The 25,798-nt window shown below is 50.0% G+C and carries 22 protein-coding genes; 19 read left to right on the top strand and 3 right to left on the bottom strand.

The annotated features are described in order from the left end of the window. Nucleotides 1-90: 90 nt before the first annotated feature. The 3 genes from BSPA111_RS06885 (at nt 91) to queE (ending at nt 3,131) form a co-directional block, all read left to right on the top strand. Nucleotides 91-1,650 carry a PTS transporter subunit EIIC gene (locus BSPA111_RS06885; protein WP_183270437.1) on the top strand — a complete coding sequence of 520 codons (1,560 nt, stop codon included), beginning with the start codon at nt 91-93 and terminating at the stop codon, nt 1,648-1,650. After that, nucleotides 1,647-2,345: an N-acetylmannosamine-6-phosphate 2-epimerase gene (locus BSPA111_RS06880; RefSeq protein ID WP_183270436.1), complete on the top strand. Its 699-nt coding sequence runs from the start codon at nt 1,647-1,649 to the stop codon at nt 2,343-2,345. The genes BSPA111_RS06885 and BSPA111_RS06880 overlap by 4 nt, the downstream gene beginning before the upstream one ends. A 114-nt stretch (nt 2,346-2,459) precedes the next feature. Then, the gene (gene queE / locus BSPA111_RS06875) at nt 2,460-3,131 is read left to right on the top strand and encodes a 7-carboxy-7-deazaguanine synthase QueE (protein WP_183270435.1); all 672 of its coding nucleotides are present in this window, start codon (nt 2,460-2,462) and stop codon (nt 3,129-3,131) included. Nucleotides 3,132-3,163: 32 nt separating this feature from the next. Here the strand turns inward: queE and queD are convergent, their stop codons facing one another. Next, complete coding sequence (gene queD, locus BSPA111_RS06870) at nt 3,164-3,523, bottom strand: 6-carboxytetrahydropterin synthase QueD (RefSeq protein ID WP_183270434.1); 360 nt, start codon at nt 3,521-3,523, stop codon at nt 3,164-3,166. Nucleotides 3,524-3,958: 435 nt separating this feature from the next. Here queD and cysJ point away from each other — a divergent pair, with 435 nt between their 5' ends. From cysJ to cysH, 3 genes are all read left to right on the top strand, one after another. After that, entirely contained in the window at nt 3,959-5,764 is a 1,806-nt protein-coding gene (cysJ, locus tag BSPA111_RS06865) for an NADPH-dependent assimilatory sulfite reductase flavoprotein subunit (protein WP_183270433.1), read from the top strand. Next, nucleotides 5,764-7,476, top strand: coding sequence for an assimilatory sulfite reductase (NADPH) hemoprotein subunit (cysI, locus tag BSPA111_RS06860; RefSeq protein WP_183270432.1), 1,713 nt, complete (start codon nt 5,764-5,766; stop codon nt 7,474-7,476). The genes cysJ and cysI overlap by 1 nt, the downstream gene beginning before the upstream one ends. 136 nt (nt 7,477-7,612) lie before the next feature. Further along, nucleotides 7,613-8,344 carry a phosphoadenosine phosphosulfate reductase gene (cysH, locus tag BSPA111_RS06855; RefSeq protein ID WP_183270431.1) on the top strand — a complete coding sequence of 244 codons (732 nt, stop codon included), beginning with the start codon at nt 7,613-7,615 and terminating at the stop codon, nt 8,342-8,344. Between the two features lie 37 nt (nt 8,345-8,381). Here the strand turns inward: cysH and BSPA111_RS06850 are convergent, their stop codons facing one another. Next, nucleotides 8,382-9,422: an aminopeptidase gene (locus tag BSPA111_RS06850; RefSeq protein ID WP_183270430.1), complete on the bottom strand. Its 1,041-nt coding sequence runs from the start codon at nt 9,420-9,422 to the stop codon at nt 8,382-8,384. A 268-nt stretch (nt 9,423-9,690) separates the two neighbouring features. On the opposite strand from BSPA111_RS06850, the gene cysD reads away from it, so the two are divergent. From cysD to rpoS, 12 genes are all read left to right on the top strand, one after another. Then, nucleotides 9,691-10,599 carry a sulfate adenylyltransferase subunit CysD gene (gene cysD, locus BSPA111_RS06845; protein ID WP_183270429.1) on the top strand — a complete coding sequence of 303 codons (909 nt, stop codon included), beginning with the start codon at nt 9,691-9,693 and terminating at the stop codon, nt 10,597-10,599. Nucleotides 10,600-10,610: 11 nt separating this feature from the next. Continuing rightward, the gene (cysN, locus tag BSPA111_RS06840; RefSeq protein ID WP_183270428.1) at nt 10,611-12,038 is read left to right on the top strand and encodes a sulfate adenylyltransferase subunit CysN; all 1,428 of its coding nucleotides are present in this window, start codon (nt 10,611-10,613) and stop codon (nt 12,036-12,038) included. Next, nucleotides 12,038-12,643 (top strand): adenylyl-sulfate kinase, encoded by a 606-nt coding sequence (gene cysC, locus BSPA111_RS06835; RefSeq protein WP_183270427.1) that lies wholly within the window; start codon nt 12,038-12,040, stop codon nt 12,641-12,643. The genes cysN and cysC overlap by 1 nt, the downstream gene beginning before the upstream one ends. 51 nt (nt 12,644-12,694) lie before the next feature. After that, the gene (locus tag BSPA111_RS06830; protein WP_183270426.1) at nt 12,695-13,018 is read left to right on the top strand and encodes a DUF3561 family protein; all 324 of its coding nucleotides are present in this window, start codon (nt 12,695-12,697) and stop codon (nt 13,016-13,018) included. 184 nt (nt 13,019-13,202) lie between these two features. Then, nucleotides 13,203-13,520: a cell division protein FtsB gene (gene ftsB, locus BSPA111_RS06825; protein WP_183270425.1), complete on the top strand. Its 318-nt coding sequence runs from the start codon at nt 13,203-13,205 to the stop codon at nt 13,518-13,520. 17 nt (nt 13,521-13,537) lie between these two features. Further along, a complete protein-coding gene (ispD, locus tag BSPA111_RS06820) occupies nt 13,538-14,248 on the top strand; it encodes a 2-C-methyl-D-erythritol 4-phosphate cytidylyltransferase (RefSeq protein ID WP_183270424.1) in 711 nt (236 codons plus the stop codon). Further along, nucleotides 14,248-14,727: a 2-C-methyl-D-erythritol 2,4-cyclodiphosphate synthase gene (gene ispF / locus BSPA111_RS06815; protein ID WP_064543903.1), complete on the top strand. Its 480-nt coding sequence runs from the start codon at nt 14,248-14,250 to the stop codon at nt 14,725-14,727. Before ispD ends, ispF begins: the two co-directional genes overlap by 1 nt. Further along, entirely contained in the window at nt 14,724-15,773 is a 1,050-nt protein-coding gene (gene truD / locus BSPA111_RS06810; RefSeq protein ID WP_183270865.1) for a tRNA pseudouridine(13) synthase TruD, read from the top strand. Before ispF ends, truD begins: the two co-directional genes overlap by 4 nt. Before the next feature lie 354 nt (nt 15,774-16,127). Further along, the gene (gene surE, locus BSPA111_RS06805) at nt 16,128-16,889 is read left to right on the top strand and encodes a 5'/3'-nucleotidase SurE (protein WP_183270423.1); all 762 of its coding nucleotides are present in this window, start codon (nt 16,128-16,130) and stop codon (nt 16,887-16,889) included. Further along, nucleotides 16,883-17,509 (top strand): protein-L-isoaspartate(D-aspartate) O-methyltransferase, encoded by a 627-nt coding sequence (locus BSPA111_RS06800; RefSeq protein WP_183270422.1) that lies wholly within the window; start codon nt 16,883-16,885, stop codon nt 17,507-17,509. Before surE ends, BSPA111_RS06800 begins: the two co-directional genes overlap by 7 nt. 129 nt (nt 17,510-17,638) lie before the next feature. After that, complete coding sequence (gene nlpD / locus BSPA111_RS06795; RefSeq protein WP_183270421.1) at nt 17,639-18,742, top strand: murein hydrolase activator NlpD; 1,104 nt, start codon at nt 17,639-17,641, stop codon at nt 18,740-18,742. Between the two features lie 179 nt (nt 18,743-18,921). After that, a complete protein-coding gene (gene rpoS / locus BSPA111_RS06790; protein WP_034497934.1) occupies nt 18,922-19,914 on the top strand; it encodes an RNA polymerase sigma factor RpoS in 993 nt (330 codons plus the stop codon). A gap of 113 nt (nt 19,915-20,027) precedes the next feature. Here rpoS and mutS read toward each other — a convergent pair whose 3' ends face one another. After that, nucleotides 20,028-22,589 carry a DNA mismatch repair protein MutS gene (gene mutS, locus BSPA111_RS06785; protein WP_183270420.1) on the bottom strand — a complete coding sequence of 854 codons (2,562 nt, stop codon included), beginning with the start codon at nt 22,587-22,589 and terminating at the stop codon, nt 20,028-20,030. Between the two features lie 438 nt (nt 22,590-23,027). On the opposite strand from mutS, the gene BSPA111_RS06780 reads away from it, so the two are divergent. Continuing rightward, a complete protein-coding gene (locus BSPA111_RS06780; RefSeq protein ID WP_183270419.1) occupies nt 23,028-25,754 on the top strand; it encodes a sigma 54-interacting transcriptional regulator in 2,727 nt (908 codons plus the stop codon). Nucleotides 25,755-25,798: the final 44 nt, after the last annotated feature.

The raw sequence follows: 25,798 nt of genomic DNA, 5'->3' as shown, positions 1-25,798 counted from the left end.
GCTGGATCTTACTGGTGGTAATAATTTTCAGTGATTGTTGTTTGTTGTGGTAATAATTTTCACCACAACAACTCAGCAGGAAGAAAATTTATGTCAGTTTTTAGTGGAGCCTCGTCAGGGGGCTGGTTTGAAAAAGCGCAACGTTTCGGAAAGTCCTTTATGTTACCCATTGCCGTACTTCCTGCTGCTGGGCTTTTGCTGGGGATTGGCGGGGCGTTATCAAATCCGAACACCGTAGCGGCTTATCCCTATTTAGATGTTGCCTGGTTACAGGGCATTTTCACGATCATGGCCAGCGCAGGGTCAATTGTTTTTGCCAACCTGGCCGTGCTGTTTGCCGTTGGGGTTTCCGTTGGCCTGGCGAAGGGCGATAAAGGTACTGCGGGGCTTGCGGCGTTACTGGCTTATCTGGTGATGAATGCCACCATCAATGCGTTACTTACCCTGGGTGGCAAATTGGCTGCAACCAACCCCGGTGCCGTTGGGCAGGGGATGGCGTTGGGTATTCAGACCCTTGAAACGGGGGTATTTGGCGGTGTGGTCATCGGGATTGTCACTTCCCTTTTGCACAATCGCTATAACAAAATTGCTCTGCCACAATTCCTGGGGTTCTTTGGCGGTTCCCGGTTTGTGCCAATAATCAGTTCTCTGGTGGCCATTTTGGTCGGCGCCGCGATGACAATTATCTGGCCTCATTTCCAGAAGCTCATTTTTGGAATGGGTGGGCTTGTGGATGCCACAGGTTATCTGGGCACCTTTATTTATGGTTTCGTGCTGCGCATGCTTGGCCCGTTCGGCCTGCACCATATTTTCTATTTGCCATTCTGGACGACAGCGCTGGGTGGTTCCGAGATTGTTGGCGGTCACCTGGTTGAAGGAACGCAACGCATCTTCTTCGCACAGCTGGCCGATCCGAATACTCAGCAGTTTTATGTCGGAACGTCACGCTTTATGTCCGGACGCTTCATCACGATGATGTTCGGCCTGATTGGTGCGTGTTTGGCGATGTACCACACCGCGAAACCGGAAAACCGCAAACGTGTTGCTGGTTTGCTGCTGTCTGCTGCGTTGACCTCGTTCTTAACAGGCATTACCGAGCCAATCGAGTTCTCTTTCCTGTTTATCGCACCTGTACTGTATGTGATTCACGCTGTATTCGATGGCCTGGCTTTCATGCTGGCGCATATTCTGCACATTACCATCGGTCAGACATTCTCTGGCGGCTTCATTGATTTCATCTTGTTTGGCGTGTTGCAGGGTGAGGCAAAAACTCACTGGTTATACGTGCCGCTGGTGGGGATTCCGTGGTTCTTCCTCTACTACTTCACGTTCCGCTTTGTGATTACTCGTTTTAACTTCAAAACGCCAGGCCGTGAGGATGCAGGTAGTGAAAGCAACGTTCAGGTTGCTGAAGGCGAACGCCCTGCACAAGTTATCGTGGCACTCGGTGGCAAAGAGAACATTGTTGAGCTTGATTGCTGCGCCACACGCTTGCGCGTCACTTTGCACGATGGCGAACTCATCAACGAAGCTCTGTTGAAAGAAACAGGAGCCCGAGCCGTTATTAAACGCGGTAATGGAGTGCAGGTTATTTACGGTCCGCACGTCACCATCATTAAAAACGAAGTAGAGGAACTGCTAGCCTTATGAAACCATCCATGATGTTACAAATTCAGGGAAAACTGATTGTCTCCTGCCAGGCACTGGAAAACGAGCCGTTACATAGCGCGTTCATCATGTCGAGAATGGCGCTGGCGGCAGCGCAAGGTGGGGCTGCGGCAATTCGAGCGAACAGTCTTATTGATGTACAGACAATTATGGATACCGTTGATTTACCTGTTATTGCCATCATCAAGCGTGACTATCCGGGCAGTGATGTTTACATCACAGCCACGCTCAAAGAAGTGGATGAGCTGATGGCCGCAAAACCGGCGATGATTGCGATGGATGCCACAGGACATGAGCGTCCAGGTGCACATGATTTGCAGAGCCTGGTCGTCGCTATTCGCCAGAAGTATCCCGATCTTTTGTTAATGGCTGATATTGCTACTGTTGAGGAAGCACGGACAGCGGCTGAACTCGGCTTTGATTGTGTCGGCACGACGCTCCACGGCTATACATCAGAAACAAAAGGGCAAATTCTTGCGCATAATAATTGCCAGTTCCTGCGGGATGTTCTGGCAGCCGTTGATGTGCCAGTGATTGCTGAAGGCAATGTTGAAACACCTGAAATGGCTGCACATTGCCTGACTTTGGGTGCTCATGCGGTCGTGGTGGGTGGGGCGATAACGCGTCCCCAACAAATTACGCGCCGCTTCGTAAACGCTATCGCGACCGTTAGTTAGTGGTAGCCGTAACGGGTCCAGTCTCCCCCTGATTGGGCCCGTTACACCGTTACGCATGATCTCAACCGCTACATCTGCGATAATTACTTTTTAGAACAATTATCAGAGATGACTATGCAGTACCCGATTAACGAGATGTTCCAGACCCTGCAAGGGGAGGGCTATTTTACTGGTGTGCCCGCCATCTTCATTCGCCTGCAAGGTTGCCCGGTGGGCTGCGCGTGGTGCGATACTAAACACACCTGGGATAAACTCGCAGATCGTGAAGTCTCTCTGTTCAGTATTCTCGCCAAAACCAAAGAGAGCGATAAATGGGGTAATGCCAGCGCAGAAGATTTGCTGGCGATATTCCAGCGTCAGGATTACACCGCACGCCACGTGGTCATTACCGGAGGAGAACCGTGTATTCACGATCTCACTCCGCTTACCGCGTTGTTTGAGCACCACGGTTATAGCTGCCAGATTGAAACAAGCGGCACGCACGAAGTGCGTTGTACTGCGGGAACCTGGGTAACGGTATCCCCGAAAGTGAATATGCGTGGTGGCTACGACGTGCTTTCTCAAGCTTTGGAACGTGCCGACGAGATTAAGCATCCCGTGGGTCGACTGCGTGATATTGAAGCGCTCGACGAATTGCTGGCAACTCTGGTGGATGATAAAAAACGTGTTATCGCCCTGCAGCCTATCAGCCAGAAAGAAGACGCGACGCGCCTGTGTATCGAAACCTGTATCGCCCGTAACTGGCGGCTTTCAATGCAGACGCACAAGTATTTGAACATCGCTTAAAACGAGAAAGGCACCTTTACGGTGCCTTTCTTTTAACCTTTATACACGCAACCGGCGGTACAGGTTTCTTTCACCATTACTGCGCTGAGCAGCGGCACAATCGGTTTCATTTCGTCCCAAATCCATTTCGCCAGTACTTCGCTGGTCGGATTCTCAAGACCTGGAATATCATTCAGATAGTAATGATCCAGTCGGTTATAAGTCGGTTTAAACGCGGCTTTCAGCTCAGAAAAATCCATAATCCAGCCGGTATACGGATCAACCTCGCCAGTGATTTCCAGGCGCACCATAAATGAATGCCCATGTAAGCGACCGCATTTGTGGCCTTCAGGGACATGTGGCAGGCGGTGAGCGGCTTCGAAGGTAAAATCTTTAAACAGGGTAGTGGACATGATGGAGTCTCTTTCAAAATAACGCGGCATAGTACCGGAAACGACTATACCCGTCATCATTCAAGTCGCAGGGGTGTTGGCTGCACTCACAAACCCCAGTCACTTACTTTAGTAAGCTCCTGGGGATTTGCTCCCTTGCCGCCTACCTGCAACTCGATTGATATAGGGTATGTTTTTACTGTATTAGCTAAAACAGTGAAGGACGAATTCAAATTATGATTTTCGAGAATTGTTATTTTTATTTTTAATTTTCAACACGTTAGTTAATTACTTTTGCCGTTATGGATTACCCGTAAAAGTGGTTAGTCGTTTTTGTTATTTGTTATTTCTATCCCTTCTTTAATTGTTATTATCCCGATGGTTAACCTTACCCTATGAATGCTTTTTACCGTTGATGTTTAAAAACGGATCTTTTGCTACTGGAACCCACAACGCATGACAACTCAGGCTCCACCGACCGCATTGCTGCCGCTAACCCCGGAGCAACTGGCACGCCTCCAGGCGGCGACAACAGATTTCTCGCAGACTCAACTGGCCTGGATATCGGGCTATTTCTGGGGAATGATCAATCAACAACCGGGCACTGTTGCTGCGGCACCGCCAACTGCGGCTGAAGTACCGGTTATCACACTGATCTCAGCTTCCCAAACCGGGAACGCACGCCGCGTCAGCGAACAACTGCGAGATGATCTGCTGGCAGCTAAACTGAACGTCAATCTGGTGAACGCGGGCGACTATAAATTCAAACAAATAGCCCAGGAAAAGCTGCTGATTGTCGTGACGTCAACGCAGGGCGAAGGTGAGCCACCAGAAGAAGCGGTTGCGTTGCACAAGTTCCTGTTCTCGAAAAAAGCCCCGAAACTTAACGGTACAGCGTTTGCTGTATTTAGCCTCGGTGATACTTCTTACGAATTCTTCTGCCAGTCCGGTAAAGACTTTGACTCCAAACTTGCGGAACTCGGTGGTGAGCGCTTGTTGGATCGCGTGGATACTGATGTTGAGTTCCAGCCCGCAGCAGCGCAATGGCGTGCAAAAATTGTCGATGTTCTGAAATCCCGAGTACCTGCAGAAACTCCGGCACAAGCCGCGTTGACCTCGACAGGCGCGGTGAACGAAGTTTTCACCAGTCCATACACCAAAGAAGCGCCGCTGATTGCGTCACTGGCGGTGAATCAGAAAATAACGGGCCGTGATTCAGAAAAAGACGTGCGCCACTTTGAAATCGACCTCGGCGATTCCGGCCTGCGCTACCAGCCTGGCGACGCACTGGGCGTCTGGTATCAAAACGATCCTGCACTGGTAAAAGAACTGGTTGAATTGCTGTGGCTAAAAGGCGACGAGAGCGTCACGGTCGATGGCAAAACGCTGCCGCTGAGTGAAGCGCTGGAGTGGCACTTTGAGCTGACCATCAATACCGCGAATATCGTTGAGAAATACGCTCAGGTTACCCGCAACACGGCGCTGCTGGATTTGGTGGGCGATAAAACAAAACTGCAACACTTCGCTCAAAGCACACCGATTGTCGATATGGTGCGTTACGCTCCGGCAGAATTAACGGCCGAACAGCTTATTGATTTGCTGCGCCCGCTGACGCCGCGTCTGTACTCCATCGCGTCTTCACAGGTTGAAGCCGAAAGCGAAGTTCACATTACCGTTGGCGTGGTGCGTTATGACATCGAAGGCCGTGCCCGTACCGGTGGCGCATCCGGTTTCCTGGCGGATCGTCTTGCAGAAGACGGCGAAGTGCGTGTGTTCATCGAACACAATGATAACTTCCGCCTGCCAGCTAACCCGGAAACACCGGTCATTATGATTGGCCCAGGTACGGGTATTGCCCCGTTCCGCGCCTTTATGCAGCAGCGTGAAAACGACGGTGCAACGGGTAAAAACTGGCTGTTCTTCGGTAACCCACACTTTACCGACGACTTCCTCTATCAGGTGGAATGGCAGCGCTACGTCAAAGATGGCCTGCTGACCAACATCGATCTTGCCTGGTCCCGCGACCAGCAACACAAAATATACGTACAAGATAAACTGCGCGAAAAAGGCGCGGAACTGTGGAACTGGATTAAAGAAGGTGCCCACATTTACGTCTGCGGCGATGCGAATCGCATGGCAAAAGACGTTGAGCATGCATTACTGGAAGTGGTAGCCGAGTTCGGTGGTATGGACGCTGAAACGGCCGATGAATTTTTAAGTGAGCTGCGCGTTGAGCGCCGTTATCAGCGAGATGTCTACTAATGAGCGAAAAACACCCAGGACCATTAGTGGTCGAAGGCAAGCTGTCTGACGCCGAGCGTCTGAAACGCGAAAGTCATTATCTGCGCGGCACTATTAAAGAGGATTTGCAGGACGGGCTGACTGGCGGCTTCAGAGGCGATAACTTTTTGCTGATCCGTTTCCACGGTATGTACCAGCAAGATGATCGTGATATTCGTGCTGAACGTGCTGAACAGAAACTCGAACCGCGCCACGCCATGATGCTGCGCTGCCGTCTGCCGGGTGGGATCATCACCACTGAGCAATGGCGCGCGATTGATAAATTTGCCGAAGACAAAACCATTTACGGCAGCATTCGTCTGACTAACCGCCAGACTTTCCAGTTCCACGGCATTCTGAAAAAGAACGTGAAACCGGCTCACGAAATGCTGCACGAAGTCGGGCTGGATGCGCTGGCAACCGCCAATGACGTTAACCGCAACGTGTTGTGTACTTCAAACCCGGTGGAGTCTGAACTACATCAGGAAGCGTACGAATGGGCGAAAAAGCTATCCGAACACTTGCTGCCGCGCACCCGTGCTTACGCTGAAATTTGGTGGGATCAAGAGAAAGTCGCTACCACCGATGAAGAGCCAATACTGGGTGAAACCTATTTACCGCGTAAGTTTAAAACCACGGTCGTCGTGCCACCGCAGAATGATGTCGATCTTCATGCCAATGACATGAACTTCATCGCGATTGCCAAAGACGGCAAACTGGTGGGCTTCAACCTGCTGGTGGGCGGCGGTTTGTCTATTGAACACGGTAACAAAGCGACGTATGCGCGCACCGCGAGCGAGTTTGGTTACATTCCGCTGGAACACACGCTGGCGGTAGCGGAAGCCGTTGTCACCACGCAACGCGACTGGGGCAACCGTACCGACCGTAAGAATGCAAAAACTAAATACACCCTTGAGCGCGTCGGCGTTGACGTGTTCAAAGCTGAAGTTGAGCGTCGTGCGGGCATCACCTTTGAGCCGACTCGGCCGTATGAATTTACCGGACGTGGCGATCGCATTGGTTGGGTGAAAGGAATTGATGATAAATGGCATCTGACGCTGTTTATCGAAAATGGTCGCATTCTGGATTATCCGGATCGTCCGCTGAAAACAGGGCTGATGGAGATCGCGAAGATCCACAAAGGTGACTTCCGCCTGACCGCCAACCAGAACCTGATCGTCGCAGGGGTTCCTGCTTCTGAGAAAGCTGCGATTGAGAAAATTGCGAAAGAAAGCGGCTTGATGAACGCGGTGAAGCCACAACGTGAAAACTCGATGGCCTGCGTCGCCTTCCCGACGTGCCCACTGGCAATGGCTGAAGCTGAACGTTTCTTGCCGCAGTTTGTGACTAAAGTTGAAGAAGTGCTGGAAAAACACCACGTGCCAGATGAACACATTGTGACGCGTGTAACTGGCTGCCCGAACGGCTGTGGACGCGCGATGCTGGCAGAAATCGGCCTGGTGGGTAAAGCGCCTGGGCGCTACAACCTGCATATCGGGGGTAACCGTATCGGCACACGTATTCCGCGTATGTACCGCGAAAATATTACTGAACCCGAGATTCTGGCATCTATTGATGAACTGGTTGGGCGCTGGTCGAAAGAGCGTGAAGCGAATGAAGGCTTTGGTGATTTCACCATTCGCGCTGGGATTATTCGTCCGGTGCTCGATCCGGCTCGGGATTTGTGGGACTAATTTTCCCCTTCGCCCTCACCCTAACCCTAACCCTCTCCCCCAGGAGAGGGGACTAAACAGTGTATGGTTTTGATTTTCCCCCTCTCCCTCAGGGAGAGGGCCGGGGTGAGGGTCAATATTAACAAGCGAGGCACGTATGTCGGTACTCGATTTAAAAGCGCTGAACGAATTGCCCAAAGTCGAACGCGTGATGGCGTTGGCCGAGGCCAACACTCAGCTTGAAAAACTCACCGCCGAACAGCGCGTAAGTTGGGCGCTGGAAAACTTGCCTGGCGAGTTTGTGCTGTCCTCAAGCTTTGGCATTCAGGCGGCGGTAAGTCTGCATTTGGTCACCCGCCAGTTTCCGGATATTCCGGTTATCCTGACCGACACCGGTTATCTGTTCCCGGAAACCTACCAGTTTATTGATGAACTGACCGACAAGCTGAAGCTGAACCTGAAAGTATTCAGTGCGAAGGAAAGTGCGGCCTGGCAGGAAGCTCGCTACGGTAAATTGTGGGAACAAGGTGTTGAAGGCATTGAAAAATACAATGACATCAACAAAGTTGAGCCGATGAACCGGGCACTGCGTGAATTGAACGGGCAAACCTGGTTTGCGGGTTTACGCCGTGAACAATCGGGTAGTCGTGCGAATTTACCCGTGCTGGCGATTCAACGTGACGTGTTTAAAATTCTGCCGATCATCGACTGGGAAAACCGCACGGTTTACCAGTATCTGACCGCTAATGGCCTGAAATATCACCCGTTGTGGGATCAGGGTTATCTCTCCGTTGGCGACACCCACACCACACGTAAGTGGGAAGAAGGCATGGCGGAAGAAGAAACGCGCTTCTTTGGGTTGAAGCGCGAGTGTGGGCTGCACGAGTAATTTAATGCGATTCCCCTGACTGCGGGAATCGCCCCCTTTATTTCCCCGCTTTCGCCAACTCTTTTACTAATGGCAGCATCACGCGCACGACATCATGGCTGCGTTTCTCGATGCGATGCGGTAACCATTTATCCAGATATTGTTGGTTATCAATCAAGGCATTATGCCAACTGCTTCCATCAGGGAACGCTTTACTTTTTGCCCGTTGCTGATAGCCATCTTTTTTGCCAAGTGACCAGTTGGTCGCTTCCACCGATAGCACCGGGATCCCAGCTTTATCAAACACGTCTGCATCACTACAGCAGCCCGTGCCTTTTGGGTATTTGGCATTCGCGCCTGGATTGGTCGTCGCCTGAACATGCAGCTGGCGCGCCAGCGCTAATGCACGGTCACGCGTGAGTTTGCTGACGGCCGCCGGCGTCGATTTACCGCTATTGAAATAGAGTTTGTCGCCGACAATCAGGTTATCGAGATTAATCACCAGCAGCGTATTTTTCTTCTCGCTGGCCGTCATGCGTTTCAGGACATCTTCCGCACCCAAGGTGCCAATTTCTTCACCGCTGGTAGCGATAAAACGGATGCCATAACGTGTCGGGATATCTTTCAGGCGGGTGGCGAGTTCCAGCATCACGCCAAGGCCTGAAGCATTGTCATCCACGCCCTGTAGCGTCAAACCACCAAGGTTGTTATTCACATCGTTATCGTTGAGCGGCGAATACGTATCGAGATGCGCCATGATAATAATTTGCTGCGGTTTAATACCTTCCCGTGCAGCAATCACTGAGCTTGCGCTGACGTTATGCCAGCTCTGATGACCATCTTTAGTGGTGTACAGATAACGGGTGTTAAAACGGCGGATATCACTTTGGTAGCCAAGCTGGCTAAATTGCTGATTGAGGTAATCCGCGGCCATCATTTCCGCAGGGCTACCTGTCATTCTCCCGGGAAACATTGTGGCGATATGGCGCGTTTGTTGTCCGGCGATTTCACCTGGTGGAGAAGTGTTTGCAAATGCCGGTGAGGTACAGCAAATCCCTAACGCCAGGCTGGTAAGCGTTTGGCGCAATGCGGAAAACATAGTGGGTCCTTTTTAAATGGGAAATTTTTTTGCCCGTATAGTATGAAACTGTGATGGACGTTACACAATTTCAAATCCTCTGAAACCCACGCTATCACGTTGGTTAAGCACATTTTGTAATTTACTTTCCCGCAACGTTATTCCTTTGTGGAACAACTCATTCCAATTCGTAATTTCATAACAAATAAACCACCGCCGTATAGTCTCCCCATGAATTTTTAAACGGCGGGCCATGACCCTCCGTACTAACCTCGGTTAAGGGATGGTTATGGACCAAAAACGACTCACACACTTACGGCAGCTGGAGGCAGAAAGCATCCATATCATCCGTGAGGTTGCCGCCGAATTTTCCAATCCGGTTATGATGTATTCCATCGGTAAAGACTCATCGGTGATGTTGCACTTGGCCCGTAAAGCCTTCTATCCAGGCACACTTCCGTTCCCTCTGCTGCATGTTGATACCGGCTGGAAATTCCGCGAAATGTACGATTTCCGTGACCGTACCGCGAAGAATTACGGCTTTGAATTGTTGGTTCATAAGAACCCGGAAGGCGTGGCGATGGGGATTAACCCATTTGTGCACGGTAGCGCCAAACATACTGACATCATGAAAACCGAAGGGCTGAAACAGGCGCTGAGCAAGTACGGTTTTGACGCCGCTTTTGGTGGCGCACGTCGGGATGAAGAAAAATCACGTGCCAAAGAACGTATCTATTCGTTCCGTGACCGTTTCCATCGCTGGGACCCAAAAAACCAGCGCCCTGAACTGTGGCACAACTACAACGGCCAGATTAATAAAGGTGAAAGCATTCGCGTGTTCCCGCTTTCAAACTGGACCGAGCTGGATATTTGGCAATACATCTTCCTGGAAAATATCGACATCGTTCCGTTATATCTGGCCGCGCCGCGTCCGGTGCTGGAGCGCGATGGCATGTTATTGATGGTGGATGATGACCGTATCGATTTGCAGCCGGGTGAAGTGATTGAGCAGAAAATGGTGCGTTTCCGTACCCTGGGCTGCTGGCCACTGACCGGTGCCGTGGAATCCGAAGCGCAAACGCTGCCGGAGATCATAGAAGAGATGCTGGTTTCGACCACCAGTGAACGTCAAGGGCGGGCAATTGACCGCGACCAGGCTGGCTCCATGGAGCTTAAAAAACGCCAGGGTTATTTCTAAGGAGCCGCCAGATGAACACGACTATTGCACAACAAATTGCTGATGAGGGTGGTGTAGAAGCCTATCTGCACGCTCAGCAAAACAAGAGCCTGCTGCGCTTTTTGACCTGCGGCAGCGTCGATGACGGCAAAAGCACGCTGATTGGCCGTCTGCTGCATGACACGCGCCAAATTTATGAAGATCAGCTTTCATCGCTGCATACCGACAGCAAACGTCACGGTACTCAGGGTGAAAAACTGGATCTGGCCTTGCTGGTGGACGGTTTGCAAGCCGAGCGCGAACAGGGCATCACAATTGATGTGGCTTACCGCTATTTCTCTACCGAAAAACGCAAATTCATTATTGCTGATACTCCGGGACATGAGCAGTACACCCGAAACATGGCCACAGGTGCATCAACCTGCGATCTGGCGATCTTATTGATCGATGCGCGCAAAAGTGTGCTGGATCAAACGCGTCGCCACAGTTTTATCTCCACGCTGTTGGGGATCAAGCATTTGGTTGTGGCGGTCAACAAAATGGATCTGGTGGGATACAGCGAAGAGAGATTTGAGCAGATCAAACAAGACTATCTGACCTTTGCTGAGCAATTGCCTGCTGATCTGGATATTCGCTTTGTGCCGCTGTCGGCGCTTGAAGGCGATAACGTGGCGACCCAAAGCAGCAGTATGCCCTGGTACAGCGGCCCAACGTTGTTGGAGCTTCTGGAAACGGTTGAAGTTAAGCGTGTGGTTGAACAGCAGCCGATGCGTTTTCCTGTACAGTATGTGAATCGCCCGAATCTGGATTTCCGGGGTTATGCGGGAACGCTGGCATCCGGCGTGGTGACCGTCGGGCAACGCGTTAAAGTTCTGCCGTCGGGCGTCGAATCAGCCATTGCGAGAATTGTGACTTTTGATGGAGATTTGCAACAAGCCGCTGCGGGCGAAGCCATCACTTTAGTATTGAAAGATGAAATCGACATCAGCCGGGGTGATTTGCTGGTCGATGCCAGCGATGTGCAGCCTGCGGTACAAACGGCGAAAGTTGACGTGGTGTGGATGGCTGAACAAGCACTGGTGCCGGGCCAAAGCTATGACATTAAAGTTGCAGGCAAGAAGACCCGTGCGCGCGTCGACAACATCCATTATCAGGTTGAAATTAATAGCCTGACGCAGCGCGTTGTTGAGAGTTTGCCGCTGAATGGTATCGGCCTCGTCGATCTCACTTTCGACGAGCCTCTGGTACTGGATAAATACCAGGACAATCCGGTTACCGGCGGGCTGATTTTCATCGACCGCCTGACCAATGTGACGGTCGGTGCCGGTATGGTGCGCGAGCCACAACAAGAGGTTTATCAAGAGCCTTCAGCTTTCAGCGCCTTTGAGCTAGAACTCAATGCCCTGGTGCGTCGTCATTTCCCTCACTGGGGCGCGCGTGATTTGCTGGGAGGCAAATAATGGCTGAGCACGACGACAACGTCGTCTGGCATGCGCATCCGGTTACGGTGGAGCAACGTGAAAAGCTGCACCAACACCGTGGTGTCGTGCTGTGGTTTACCGGACTTTCGGGCTCGGGAAAATCCACCGTCGCGGGCGCGCTGGAAGAAGCGTTACACTCGCTTGGTGTGAGCACCTACTTACTCGATGGCGACAATGTTCGCCACGGTTTGTGCAGTGACCTCGGTTTTAGCGACGCCGATCGTAAAGAAAATATCCGTCGCGTCGGCGAAGTTGCCAACTTAATGGTAGATGCCGGGTTGGTGGTACTGACTGCGTTTATCTCGCCTCATCGTGCAGAACGCCAGATGGTTCGTGACCGTGTGGGTGAAGGGCGGTTTATCGAAGTATTTGTTGATACACCACTTTCTATCTGCGAAGCGCGTGACCCAAAAGGTTTGTACAAAAAAGCCCGTGCCGGAGAGCTACGAAATTTCACCGGAATTGACTCGGTTTATGAGGTGCCAGAACGCCCGGAAATACACTTAGACGGCGAACAATTGGTAACAAATTTGATTGCCCAATTATTAGACCTGTTGCGTCGTGACGTTATTATCAAAACCTAGAACATTGCCGGGCGCCTCATGTGCCTGGCTTGCAGGGTTTACGGATTCGTTATGCGCAATGGCACCAACCTGGTTATTACATCGGCTGAACCTGGCCCCAGTACCGAAGAGACGACCTGGTCTTTAACTGGGGCGTTCATCGGCTTTTTGGCGTGGCTGCTTGCGTTGGGTATTCCCTTCCTGATCTATGGCCCAAATACTCTCTTTTTCTTCCTGTATACGTGGCCATTCTTCCTGGCACTCTTACCTGTCGCTGTCATCGTGGGGATTGCTCTACACTCTCTGTTGCGTGGACGTTTGCTTATCAGCTGCATTGTGACCGTGTTAGCGGTGGGCCTGATGTTTGGCATGCTTTTCTTGTGGCTAATGGGCTAACTTTTAAATAATCACCAAACCGTAACAGACTATTTATGACTGCAAGGCCGCTAACTCACCTGCAAACGCGCATGTCGTCGCAATCTGTGATAAATTCTGCCGCAAATATGAAGGCTCGCTTTGTACCGAAAGCGGAGCCCGCTAAAATTTTGTGCGATGATTGTGCCGTTTTTCAGGGGGCAGGATGGGTAAACTAACGCTACTATTGCTGGCCTTGTTGGTCTGGCTGCAGTATTCGCTGTGGTTTGGAAAAAACGGTGTGCATGACTGGACGCGAGTGAATGACGACGTTGCTGCACAGCAGGCGACGAATGCCAAACTCAAAGCGCGTAACGATCAGCTGTTTGCCGAAATTGACGATCTTAATGGCGGCCAGGAAGCTATTGAAGAGCGCGCACGTAATGAATTAAGCATGACCAAACCGGGTGAAACCTTCTACCGCCTGGTTCCCGATAGCTCTAAGCGCCTGGGCAATAATGCAGGGCAGAACAATCGACAATAACGCGTAAGTGAATCTACATGGCAGACTCCTCCCCGGACGTAATTGCCGTGGTGCCGGCAGCAGGTATCGGCAGCCGCATGCAAACGGAATGTCCTAAGCAATATCTAAAAATCGGCGATAAAACTATTCTTGAACACGCGGTGGCAAGCCTGATGGCTCATCCACGCGTGGCTCATGTCGTCATTGCTATTAGCCCTACTGATAGCTGGTTTGCCTCATTGCCTCTCGCTTCAAACCCCAATGTAACGGTTATCCAGGGGGGCGCGCAGCGCGCTGACTCAGTACTCGCTGGATTAAATGTGGTGCATAACGCGCAGTGGGTTTTAGTGCACGACGCGGCACGCCCCTGTTTACATCTGGATGACTTGACGCGTTTGTTGGCGATTACTCAGACCAGCAAAATAGGCGCTATTCTGGCCGCTCCCGTGCGTGACACCATGAAGCGTGGCGAGCCGGGGATAAGCCTGATTGCCCACACGGTCGACAGAGAAGACCTTTGGCATGCGTTAACTCCTCAGCTGTTCCCTCTGGAATTATTGCGCAGCTGCTTGCAACGCGCACTCGATGAACATGCCTCAATCACTGATGAAGCCTCGGCACTCGAATATTGTGGCTTCCATCCCGAATTAATTAGCGCCCGCGCCGATAATATAAAAGTGACTCGCCCTGAAGACCTGGCGTTGGCGGAGTTTTACCTCACGCGGTTAACCCAAACGGAGAAAAAGTAATGCGTATTGGACATGGTTTTGATGTACACGCTTTTGGTGGCGTTGGCCCAATTATCATTGGCGGTGTGCGCGTACCGTTCGAACAAGGCCTGCTCGCCCACTCTGATGGCGATGTCGCTTTGCACGCATTAACTGATGCTCTGCTGGGTGCTGCCGCACTAGGAGATATTGGTAAATTATTCCCGGATACCGACCCCGCATTTAAAGGCGCAGACAGCCGCGAATTGCTGCGTGAAGCCTGGCGCCGTATCCAGGCGAAAGGGTATACGCTGGGTAACGTCGATGTGACTATCATTGCGCAGGCTCCGAAAATGGCACCGCACATCCCGCAGATGCGCGTGTTTATTGCCGAAGATCTGGGCTGCCATATGGATGATGTGAACGTTAAAGCGACCACGACAGAAAAGCTCGGCTTTACGGGGCGTGGTGAAGGTATCGCTTGCGAAGCGGTCGCGCTGTTACATAAGGCACGTAAATAATGGACATGCATAATCTGACCTGGCTGCATGGTAAGCCGCAGGGCACAGGTTTAATCAAAGCTAATCCAGAAGACTTCGTGGTCATTGAAGACCTGGGTTTTGGGCCGGATGGTGAAGGTGAACATCTACTGTTACGCATCCTGAAAAATGGCTGCAACACCCGCTTTGTAGCCGATGCACTGGCTAAGTTTTTGAAAGTGCATGCCCGCGAAGTCAGCTTTGCCGGTCAGAAAGACAAGCATGCGGTGACAGAACAGTGGTTTTGCGTGCGTCTTCCGGGCAAAGAAATGCCGGATATGAGTGCGTTCCAACTTGAAGGCTGCCAGGTTCTGGAATACGCGCGCCATAAACGTAAATTGCGTTTAGGTGCGCTGAAGGGAAACAGTTTCACGCTGGTGCTGCGCGATGTCAGCGACCGCGCTGAGATGGAACAACGGCTTAATGCCGTTCTTCATCATGGTGTGCCGAATTACTTTGGCAGCCAACGTTTCGGGTTGGGTGGCAATAACCTGCATCAGGCAGTGCGCTGGGCGCAAAGCAATGCACCCATTCGTGACCGCAATAAGCGTAGCTTTTATCTTTCAGCAGCTCGTAGCGCGATGTTTAACCAGGTCGTGAGCGAGCGACTGAAGAAGCCAGAGTTTAACCAGGTTATCGAGGGTGATGCATTACAGTTAGCCGGGCGGGGCAGTTGGTTTGTTGCAACGCAAGAAGAGCTGCCTGTTCTGCAAAAACGTGTAGATGACGGTGAGTTATTGATTACTGCGCCACTCCCCGGTGATGGTCCTTGGGGTACGCAAAATGCGGCTCTGGAGTTTGAACAGCAATGCGTTGCCGGGCAAACCGATTTGCAGTCACTGTTGGTGCGTGAGCGAGTCGAAGCGGCGCGTCGAGCCATGTTGCTGATGCCTAAAGATCTCACCTGGAACTGGTGGGATGACATCACTGTCGAGCTGACTTTCTGGCTGCCTGCTGGGAGTTTTGCGACGAGCGTGGTGCGCGAATTGATGAACGCACCGGGCAATTACGTCGATATTGCAGAGTAACGGCAAAATCATTCCACAGCGGGTAATCATCATACCCGCTTTTTTTTGCTCTAAATTAGGATCAGGTTCATGTCTTGGGTTTACCTGTAACGCTTTGTTAACTGAGTTAACCTCAGGCCGCAAAGGGTGATTTAGTCAACTTTGGATTGTATAGTGTTACCTGGACAGGCCTTTGTAGTGAATGTTACAAAAACGGCAACAATTTCATTACGGGTGCACTAAAATCAGCAGAATGGGATAAAACAACAGGTTGGGAAGATTTTTGAAGGTTAAAAGAACGCGTAAAGTCGTTATGCCGGGAACCAACATGTGGTTTTATCTTTTTCATATAAAAAGAAGCTTTGTAAATCCATTATGAGAATACTTTTGAGTAACGATGACGGGGTCAATGCGCCGGGCATTCAAGTTCTGGCGGCCCGACTAAGGGAATTTGCTGATGTGCAGGTGGTTGCCCCTGACCGTAATCGCAGTGGGGCATCAAACTCACTGACGCTCGAATCTTCATTGCGCACTTTCACGCTTTCGAACGGTGATATTTCCGTGCAAATGGGCACGCCAACGGACTGTGTCTATCTTGGCGTTAACGCACTGATGCGCCCAGCCCCGGATGTTGTGGTTTCTGGTATTAATGCCGGGCCGAACTTGGGCGATGATGTTATCTATTCCGGCACCGTTGCGGCCGCGATGGAAGGGCGGCACTTAGGCATTCCGGCACTGGCTGTTTCGTTAAACGGCTATGAACATTACGAAACAGCGGCCGCTGTGACCTGTTCAATTTTGCGCGCTTTATTGCGTGAACCGCTGCGCACCGGCCGTATTTTAAATATTAACGTACCGGATTTGCCGCTTGATCAAATCAAGGGCATTCGTGTTACGCGCTGCGGTAGCCGCCATCCGTCAGACAAAGTTATTCCACAAGAAGATCCACGCGGGAATACGCTGTACTGGATTGGACCGCCAGGCGACAAATTTGATGCAGGCCCTGATACCGATTTTGCGGCCGTCGATGAAGGCTATGTTTCGGTAACACCATTGCATGTTGACCTTACTGCTCACAGCGCGCGTGAGGTGGTCAGTCACTGGTTGAGCAAATCAGGAGTGGATGAGCAATGGTAAGCAAACGCGTAGAAGCCCTTATCACACAACTGCGCGCTCAAGGCATCAAGGACGAGAAGGTTCTTGATGCGATTGCGCAGGTGCCACGGGAAAAATTTGTCGATGAGGCGTTTGAGCACAAAGCCTGGGAAAACACAGCATTACCCATTGGCTCCGGCCAAACTATCTCGCAACCTTATATGGTTGCAAGAATGACCGAGTTGCTTGAGTTGACGCCCGAATCTCGCGTGTTGGAAATCGGCACCGGCTCGGGTTATCAAACCGCCATCCTGGCGCATTTGGTGCATCATGTTTGTTCAGTTGAACGCATCAAAGGCCTGCAATGGCACGCAAGGCGACGTTTAAAACAGCTCGATCTGCACAATATATCAACCCGTCATGGTGATGGTTGGCTTGGCTGGCATGCTCGCAGTCCATTTGACGCTATTATTGTTACGGCAGCACCACCGGAGATCCCCAGCGCATTATTGTCGCAGCTGGACGAAGGTGGAATTTTAGTCCTCCCGGTTGGCGAAGATCGGCAGTATCTGAAGCGCGTTCGTCGACTGAGTGGGGAATTTGTCATTGATACGGTAGAAGCCGTTCGTTTTGTACCCTTAGTTAAGGGTGAATTGGCATAACCTGGAACTATCTTGTTTTTTTCTAAGAGTTTTGGCGTAACGTTACGCGCAACGAGATTTTGACATCTGGCCGTAAGCGCCAGTTCTGCCGTATTTTCATAAGCATATGATTGTTTTTTTGGGGGATAAATGAGCGCGGGAAGCCCAACTTTTACTTTACGCCGTATAGCAGCTTTGTCGCTGGTGAGCCTGTGGTTAGCGGGATGTACCAGCAATAACACCCAGGCGCCTATCAGTTCGGTGGGCGGTAACGGCAATGCCAACAGCAATTCTTCCGGTGGCATGTTGGTGACTCCACCACCGAAAATGTCCACCCAAAGCCAGACTCCACAAATTCAGCCAGTGCAAACGCAGCCGGTCGTTTCCGAACCGGTACAGACTGAAAATGGGCGCATTGTCTATAACCGCAAATATGGCGCTATTCCGAAAGGTAGCTATACCGGCGGTAGCACATACACCGTTAAACGTGGCGATACTCTTTTCTATATTGCGTGGATCACCGGAAATGACTTCCGTGACTTAGCCCAACGCAACAACATCCCCGAGCCGTATGGCTTGAACGTGGGCCAAACCCTGCAAATTGGTAATGCATCTGGCGCACCAATTACGGGTGGAAACGCTGTGACAGCGGCCGATGCGAGTGCTCAAGGCGTCACGCCTACCGCTGCGCAAAAAACCGCCGTAGTGGTTGCTTCTAAACCAGTAATTACGTATTCTGAGGATTCAGGTGAACAGAGTGCTAACAAAATGTTGCCGAATAATAAAGGTACTGCGACAACCGTCACAGCACCGGTTACGGCACCTGTGGTTAGCTCTACGACTACTGTACCAACTGCCAGCAGCACGTCCGATAGCGCGCCAATTTCGACCTGGCGCTGGCCGACTGAAGGCAAGGTTATTGAGAACTTCTCTGCTACTGAAGGTGGCAATAAAGGGATCGATATCGCAGGCAGCAAAGGCCAGGCTGTTGTTGCTACCGCCTCCGGGCGAGTGGTGTATGCCGGTAACGCGCTGCGTGGTTACGGTAATCTAATCATCCTCAAACATAATGATGATTACCTGAGTGCCTACGCCCATAACGATACAATGCTGGTCCGGGAACAAGAAGAAATCAAGGCGGGGCAGAAGATAGCTACCATGGGTAGCACCGGAACCAGTTCAACACGTTTGCATTTTGAAATTCGTTACAAGGGGAAATCCGTCAACCCGCTGCGTTACTTACCGCAGCGATAAGCCGGCAAAGTACTTTCATGCACAAAGTCGTTTAAGTGGTATCAAGGCGGCAACTGAGCGAATCCCTGGGAGCTTACAAAAGTAAGTGACCTGGGTGAGCGAAGGCAGCCAACGCAGAGACCGCTTAAAAGACGAAGTGCAAGGTGCTTTGCCCAGGGATCACGGGTAGGAGCCACCTTATGAGTCAGAATACGCTGAAAGTTAACGAGTTAAATGAAGACGCGGAATATGATGAGAATGGAGTTGAGGTCTTTGACGAGAAAGCCCTCGTAGAAGAGGAACCCAGTGATAACGACATAGCCGAAGAGGAGTTGTTGTCGCAGGGGGCCACGCAGCGTGTGCTTGACGCAACTCAGCTTTATCTTGGGGAGATTGGTTACTCTCCACTATTAACAGCCGAGGAAGAGGTGTATTTTGCCCGCCGCGCTCTGCGTGGTGATATCGCTTCCCGCCGCCGCATGATTGAAAGTAACTTGCGTCTGGTGGTAAAGATTGCCCGTCGTTATAGCAATCGTGGTCTGGCTCTGCTGGACTTGATTGAAGAGGGGAATCTTGGGCTGATTCGTGCCGTTGAGAAGTTTGACCCAGAACGTGGGTTCCGTTTTTCAACGTATGCTACATGGTGGATTCGTCAAACCATCGAACGGGCAATCATGAACCAAACCCGTACGATTCGTTTACCGATTCATATCGTGAAAGAGCTGAACGTTTATCTGCGTACGGCGCGTGAACTCTCCCATAAGCTCGACCATGAGCCGAGTGCGGAAGAGATTGCCGAACAACTGGATAAACCGGTTGATGATGTTAGCCGTATGCTGCGTCTCAACGAGCGCATTACCTCGGTCGACACCCCGTTGGGTGGCGATTCAGAAAAAGCGCTGCTGGATATTCTGGCTGACGAAAAAGACAACGGCCCGGAAGACACCACACAAGACGATGATATGAAGCAAAGTATCGTTAAGTGGTTGTTTGAACTGAACGCTAAACAGCGTGAAGTGCTGGCTCGTCGTTTTGGTCTGTTAGGCTATGAAGCTGCAACACTGGAAGATGTGGGTCGTGAAATCGGCCTGACTCGTGAACGTGTTCGTCAGATTCAGGTTGAAGGTCTACGTCGTCTGCGTGAGATTTTGCAGACTCAAGGGCTGAATATCGAAGCTCTGTTCCGCGAGTAATCGACTCATCAAGTAAAAAAGCGGTGACCTGGATTCAGGCCACCGCTTTTTTTTCTGCAGTTTTTACCTCTCCTGGGGGAGAGGACTGGGGTGAGTGCGTCTGATGCTGAAATCTACACCAGACTCTTCAGCCGGTAAATCCATTCCAGCGCCTGACGTGGTGACAGAGAGTCGGGATCTAATGCTTCCAGCGCTTCTACCGCAGGTGAAGTTTCCTCCGCAACAGACAGCAACGACATCTGAGTACCATCGACCTGAGTGGCCGCTGTATTATTCGAAACGGTCTCAAGCTCACGCAGTTTCTGACGCGCACGCTTTATGACCTCTTTTGGCACGCCTGCCAGCGCTGCTACGGCCAGTCCATAACTTTTGCTCGCTGCACCGTCCTGCACGCTGTGCATAAACGCGATGGTGTCACCGTGTTCAATTGCGTCCAAATGCACGTTCGCCACACCTTCCATTTTTTCTGGAAGCGTCGTCAACTCAAAATAGTGCGTGGCGAAAAGCGTTAGCGCTTTGATGCGGTTTGCCAGGCTTTCGGCACACGCCCAGGCGAGCGACAGTCCATCGTAGGTGGAAGTCCCACGACCAATTTCATCCATCAGCACCAGGCTGTGTTCAGTGGCGTTATGCAGAATATTTGCCGTTTCGGTCATTTCCACCATGAAGGTTGAACGCCCGGAAGCCAGATCATCTGCCGCACCGACGCGGGTGAATATACGGTCGATCGGGCCAATTTCAGCCTGCTGCGCAGGAACAAAACTGCCAATATAAGCCAGCAGCACTATCAGCGCAGACTGGCGCATATAAGTACTTTTACCGCCCATGTTCGGCCCGGTAATAATCAACATTCGTCGTTGGGGTGCAAGGCTTAACGGGTTGGCGATAAAGGGTTCGCTAAGAACCTGCTCAACAACCGGATGACGACCGCCAACCACCTTAATTCCCGGTTTATCCGTCAATTGTGGACAAGTGTAATTCAGGCTATAAGCGCGTTCAGCCAGGTTTACCAGCACATCAAGTTCTGCGAGGGCGGTGGCACTTTGCTGCAATGCTTCAAGATGGGGTAACAACGCATCGAACAACTGATCGTAGAGCTGCTTTTCCAATGCCAGCGCTTTCCCTTTTGAGGTCAGCACTTTGTCTTCGTACTCTTTCAGCTCAGGAATGATATAGCGTTCGGCGTTTTTTAACGTCTGGCGGCGAACATAATGAATCGGCGCGTGATGGCTTTGGCTGCGACTAATCTGGATGTAATAACCATGTACGCCATTGAAACCAACCTTCAGCGTATCCAGACCGAGTTTTTCACGCTCACGTATTTCCAGCCTGTCGAGATAATCCGTTGCACCATCAGCCAGTGCTCGCCATTCGTCTAGCTCTTCGTTATAGCCTGGTGCGATAACACCGCCATCACGTACCAGCACGGGTGGCGCTTCGACCACGGCGCGTTCGAGTAGCTCACGTAACTCGGTGAACTCGCCCATATTCTCACGCAGCGTCTGGACATATTCGGTTGGTACATCGCTTAACAGTTCGCGCAGTTCAGGTAAGTGCTGGAAGGCGTAGCGCATACGGGCTAAATCACGTGGGCGTGCAGTGCGCAATGCCAGACGTGCCAGAATACGCTCCAGATCGCCCACCTGACGCAACACCGGTTGGATTTCAGCGGTTCTGTCTTGTAGCGCGGCAATGGTCTGCTGGCGTTTTTGCAGGACATCGACATTTCGGATAGGCATATGCAGCCAGCGTTTCAGCATGCGGCTGCCCATCGGTGTAACCGTGCAGTCCAACACCGAAGCCAGCGTATTTTCAAAGCCACCAGAAAGGTTCTGGGTAATTTCCAGATTACGTCGCGTTGCCGCATCCATGATAATGCTGTCTTGCTGGCGGTCCATGGTAACGGAGCGAATATGCGGCAAAGATGTGCGCTGCGTATCTTTAACGTATTGCAGCAAGCAACCGGCTGCGCACAATGCATGATGGGCGTTTTCGACACCAAAACCGGTCAGGTCTCGTGTGCCAAATTGCATATTCAACTGCTGGCGTGCGGTTGAAATTTCAAATTCCCACAATGGGCGACGGCGCAAACCGCGACGGCCTTCAATTAAGCGCGTTTCTGCAAAATCTTCCGCATACAGCAGTTCGGCAGGATTTGTGCGTTGAAGTTCTGCCGCCATCGTTTCGACATCTTCCGGCTCAGACAGACGAAAACGACCTGAACTAATGTCGAGTGTGGCATAGCCAAAACCCTTTCCGTCCTGCCAAATAGCCGCGAGCAGATTGTCCTGGCGCTCTTGTAACAGAGCCTCATCGCTGATGGTGCCGGGGGTGACAATGCGCACCACTTTACGCTCAACCGGCCCCTTACTGGTGGCTGGATCGCCAATCTGTTCGCAGATGGCAGCCGACTCACCCAGGTTCACAAGCTTAGCTAAATAGTTTTCGACGGCGTGATGTGGCACACCTGCCATTGGAATGGGTTCCCCAGCGGATGCTCCACGCTTAGTCAGGGATATGTCGAGCAGCTGCGACGCGCGTTTCGCATCGTCATAAAAAAGTTCGTAAAAGTCACCCATACGATAGAACAGCAGGATTTCAGGATGCTGTGCTTTCAAGCGCAGGTACTGCTGCATCATCGGGGTGTGGCCGTCAAAGTTATCCGTAGTGCTCATAATGTTTTTTCTATCTAATCCATTGAATTAAAGGTTATTTGTGATTTTATTTTTCTCGTTAAGTATCACTTGTAAGGCTATAGGTAAAAATACCTTTTCTGGCGCTATATTAGCCCAGTGCCCAATCTGCTGTCACAGCTAAAATCTGGAAACTCCTCGCAAACCTGGTTTGCAATCACAGGTATGACGTTGCAATAGCTTAAACGATTCAAAAGTGCAGTCTGGTTTCCAGTTTCAATAAACCCACAGTCAGAGGTCGCTCACATGATAAAAGCTTCAACCATCATGTTAATCAGTCATCAAAAATTTGGCTTGAGATAAACATAAAAATAATTACATATCAATATGTTGAATTGATGCTTTGCGGTTCGCTTACGACTCCATGTATCATGCAAACTGAATCCTGAAATGAGTGCGAGCTAACTTAAAGGCCTTGTTGTGTTAAAACATGATATCTGTGCGTTTTTGGCTGAAGAAACCCGAAATTTTGCTTTTAGTATGTTGGATGAATTTCATACTTCTCAATCAATGTCGCAGCACTTCAATGTGAAACGCAACACTATAAGCCACTACTTAAATCAATTAGTGGAAGAAAATCAGCTAATTAAAATCAACACCCGCCCCGTTTATTTCTTACATAAATCCGTGTTTGAAGCGCGTTTTTTTGCCGTTAGCCAGGTTGTGTTTTCTAGCCTGCAGGAGCTCCAGGGGCATCAGCATGCACAACAGGATATTTTTGCCGAGTTGATTGGTGCACAAACCAGCTTAAAGCCGGTAATAGAGAGGCTGAATACTGCGATTTGCTATCCGCCGCACGGGTTATCGGTGATGTTGTATGGCCCAACGGGCAGTGGTAAAAGCATGTTTGCACAATTGGCCTGGAAGCAGGCGGTGAGCCGCAACATCCTGCCTGCAAATGCTCCGTTCGTGACTTTTAACTGTGCGCAATATGCTAACAACCCTGAATTATTATCCAGTAATTTATTTGGTTATGTGAAAGGAGCATTCACTGGTGCGGATAAAACCACTGACGGTATGCTACAAAAAGCAGATGGTGGTGTGTTATTTCTTGATGAAGTTCATCGGCTTCCCGCAGAAAATCAGGAAAAATTGTTCACTTTCATGGATACAGGCCGGTTTTGTCGGATGGGGGAAAGCGGCCGGGAATTAAGTGCTCAGGTTCGTCTGGTTTTTGCCACCACAGCCACCCCAAAAGCGCATTTTCTGGATACATTCATGCGTCGTATCCCGTTGAGTATTGCTATCCCGTCACTGGACGAGCGAGGAATTGCTGAAAAGCGGAATTTTATCTTCGCTTTTTTTATGCATGAAGCAAAATTATTACAGCGAGAAATTACGCTTTCCTCACAAGTGCTGGAAGTACTGGTCCGTCATACTTATTCTGGTAATATTGGAGAGTTAAAAAATACTATCACCTGCCTGACAGCTGGAATATATTCAAAGCTTTTTTCTGACCGTTCAATATCGGTGCATTTAAAAGATTTGCCAGAGAATTTCTTTGCGCAAGGTGTTTTATCTGAATATGTCACACAGGAAAAGTCGGTTACTATTACTCCTGCAACAACCCTGGCGCAATTAGTTCAAACTCCTTTACCCCTGGCAAGCGCGATTAATGAATTTTGGCATAAAATACTGACTGTGTTTCATATGCAAGATGCTGATTTATTTTTGCCAGAAGCATTCAGGGAAATTGAGTTATTATTTGATAAGATCATTTTTAGCCAGACAACAAAAAATAACCACCCCATTGTTCATTTTAATCTAAGTATTATAAAAGATATTATTCAACAGATTGAAAGTAGATACTCTGTACAATTTAATGGTAACTGCGAGCATGGTTTAGCGTGGTATCTATTTTTTAAAAATCAGCAAGGTAGTGAGATCATTTCGGAGCAAAAGCATGTGCTGGAGAAGTTACACCATTATATTATTCATAATATGGTGGAAGAAAATCTGATTGCGCGAAAACTATCCGTTTTGATCGAGCATCGGCTGGATGTTAGTATCAGCATGGAAGATGAGATCTTTTTCTCATTATACCTAAAAAGCATGAAAATGGTGCTGAGTTCTCCGAGAACCAAAGCTGTTATTCTGGCACACGGTTATGCTACAGCAAGCAGCATCTCCAATGTTGTCAATCGATTGCTGGGTGAGAATATTTTCTCTTCTTTCGATATGCCTATCGATACCTCTATTAAAGATATTGCCAATAATATTCTTCAGTATATCAGTGACAATGATATGTCCAGAGGGTTGGTTATTTTAGTGGATATGGGGTCATTAACGGATATTTATACTGAGTTTAATAAAAATATTCATTTCCCCGTCGCTATCATTAATAATGTTTCTACTGCTATGGCATTACATGTCGGAGAGTTGTTGCTAAACAATACATCTTTAGAAGAGATTGTTGAGGCGGTAACAGTTTATCAAAAGAATGATAGTAAAATTATCTATTCCGAACAGGTCAAGCGACCAACTATTATTACCAGTTGCTACACTGGAATGGGAACTGCACATCATTTGCAAACTCTTCTCGAAGAAAGTATTCCTAAAGAAGTTGGGGTAGATGTTATTGCCTATGATTACTCCCTGTTACTTTCAGAATCGTCACGCCATTCGCTGTTTCAGTTTTACGATATTATTGCTATCGTCGGAACCGCAGATCCCTGCATTCCTTTTATTCCCTATATCTCGCTGGAAGATTTAATCAGTGGCCGAGGAGATATCCGGCTGGATACGGTATTCCGTGGGTTAGCCGATGCTGCAATGATACAGACTATCAACGATCGGTTAGTGCATAATTTCTCGTTGAAACGCGTGATTGCTCAATTGACTATTCTCGATACAGGGAAAATCCTTGAGCATCTGGATAGCTGTATTGGTACGTTGGAGATCCTGCTGAAAAAGCGTCTTGAGAATCAGAAGAAAATCAATCTGTACGTGCATGTCAGTTGCATGTTGGAGCGGTTGATTCGCCAGGTCCCTATCGAAAGTTATCCCGAGCAAGGGCTGCTGGAAGAGTGTCAAAAAGAAATACTGTGTATGATTCAAAATGCTTTTAGTGTCATAGAAGATATCTATAGTGTCACAATACCACTAAGTGAAATAGGGTATATATACGATATTGTCACAGCAGAGTAATTTATTTAACCTATTGTATTAAAACAAGTTTATATCGATTCCTC

It is taken from the genome of Buttiauxella sp. A111 (genome assembly GCF_014189855.1).
In the GTDB taxonomy this organism is placed as follows: Bacteria; Pseudomonadota; Gammaproteobacteria; order Enterobacterales; family Enterobacteriaceae; genus Buttiauxella; species Buttiauxella selenatireducens.
This window is presented reverse-complemented; position numbering and strand designations above follow the sequence as displayed.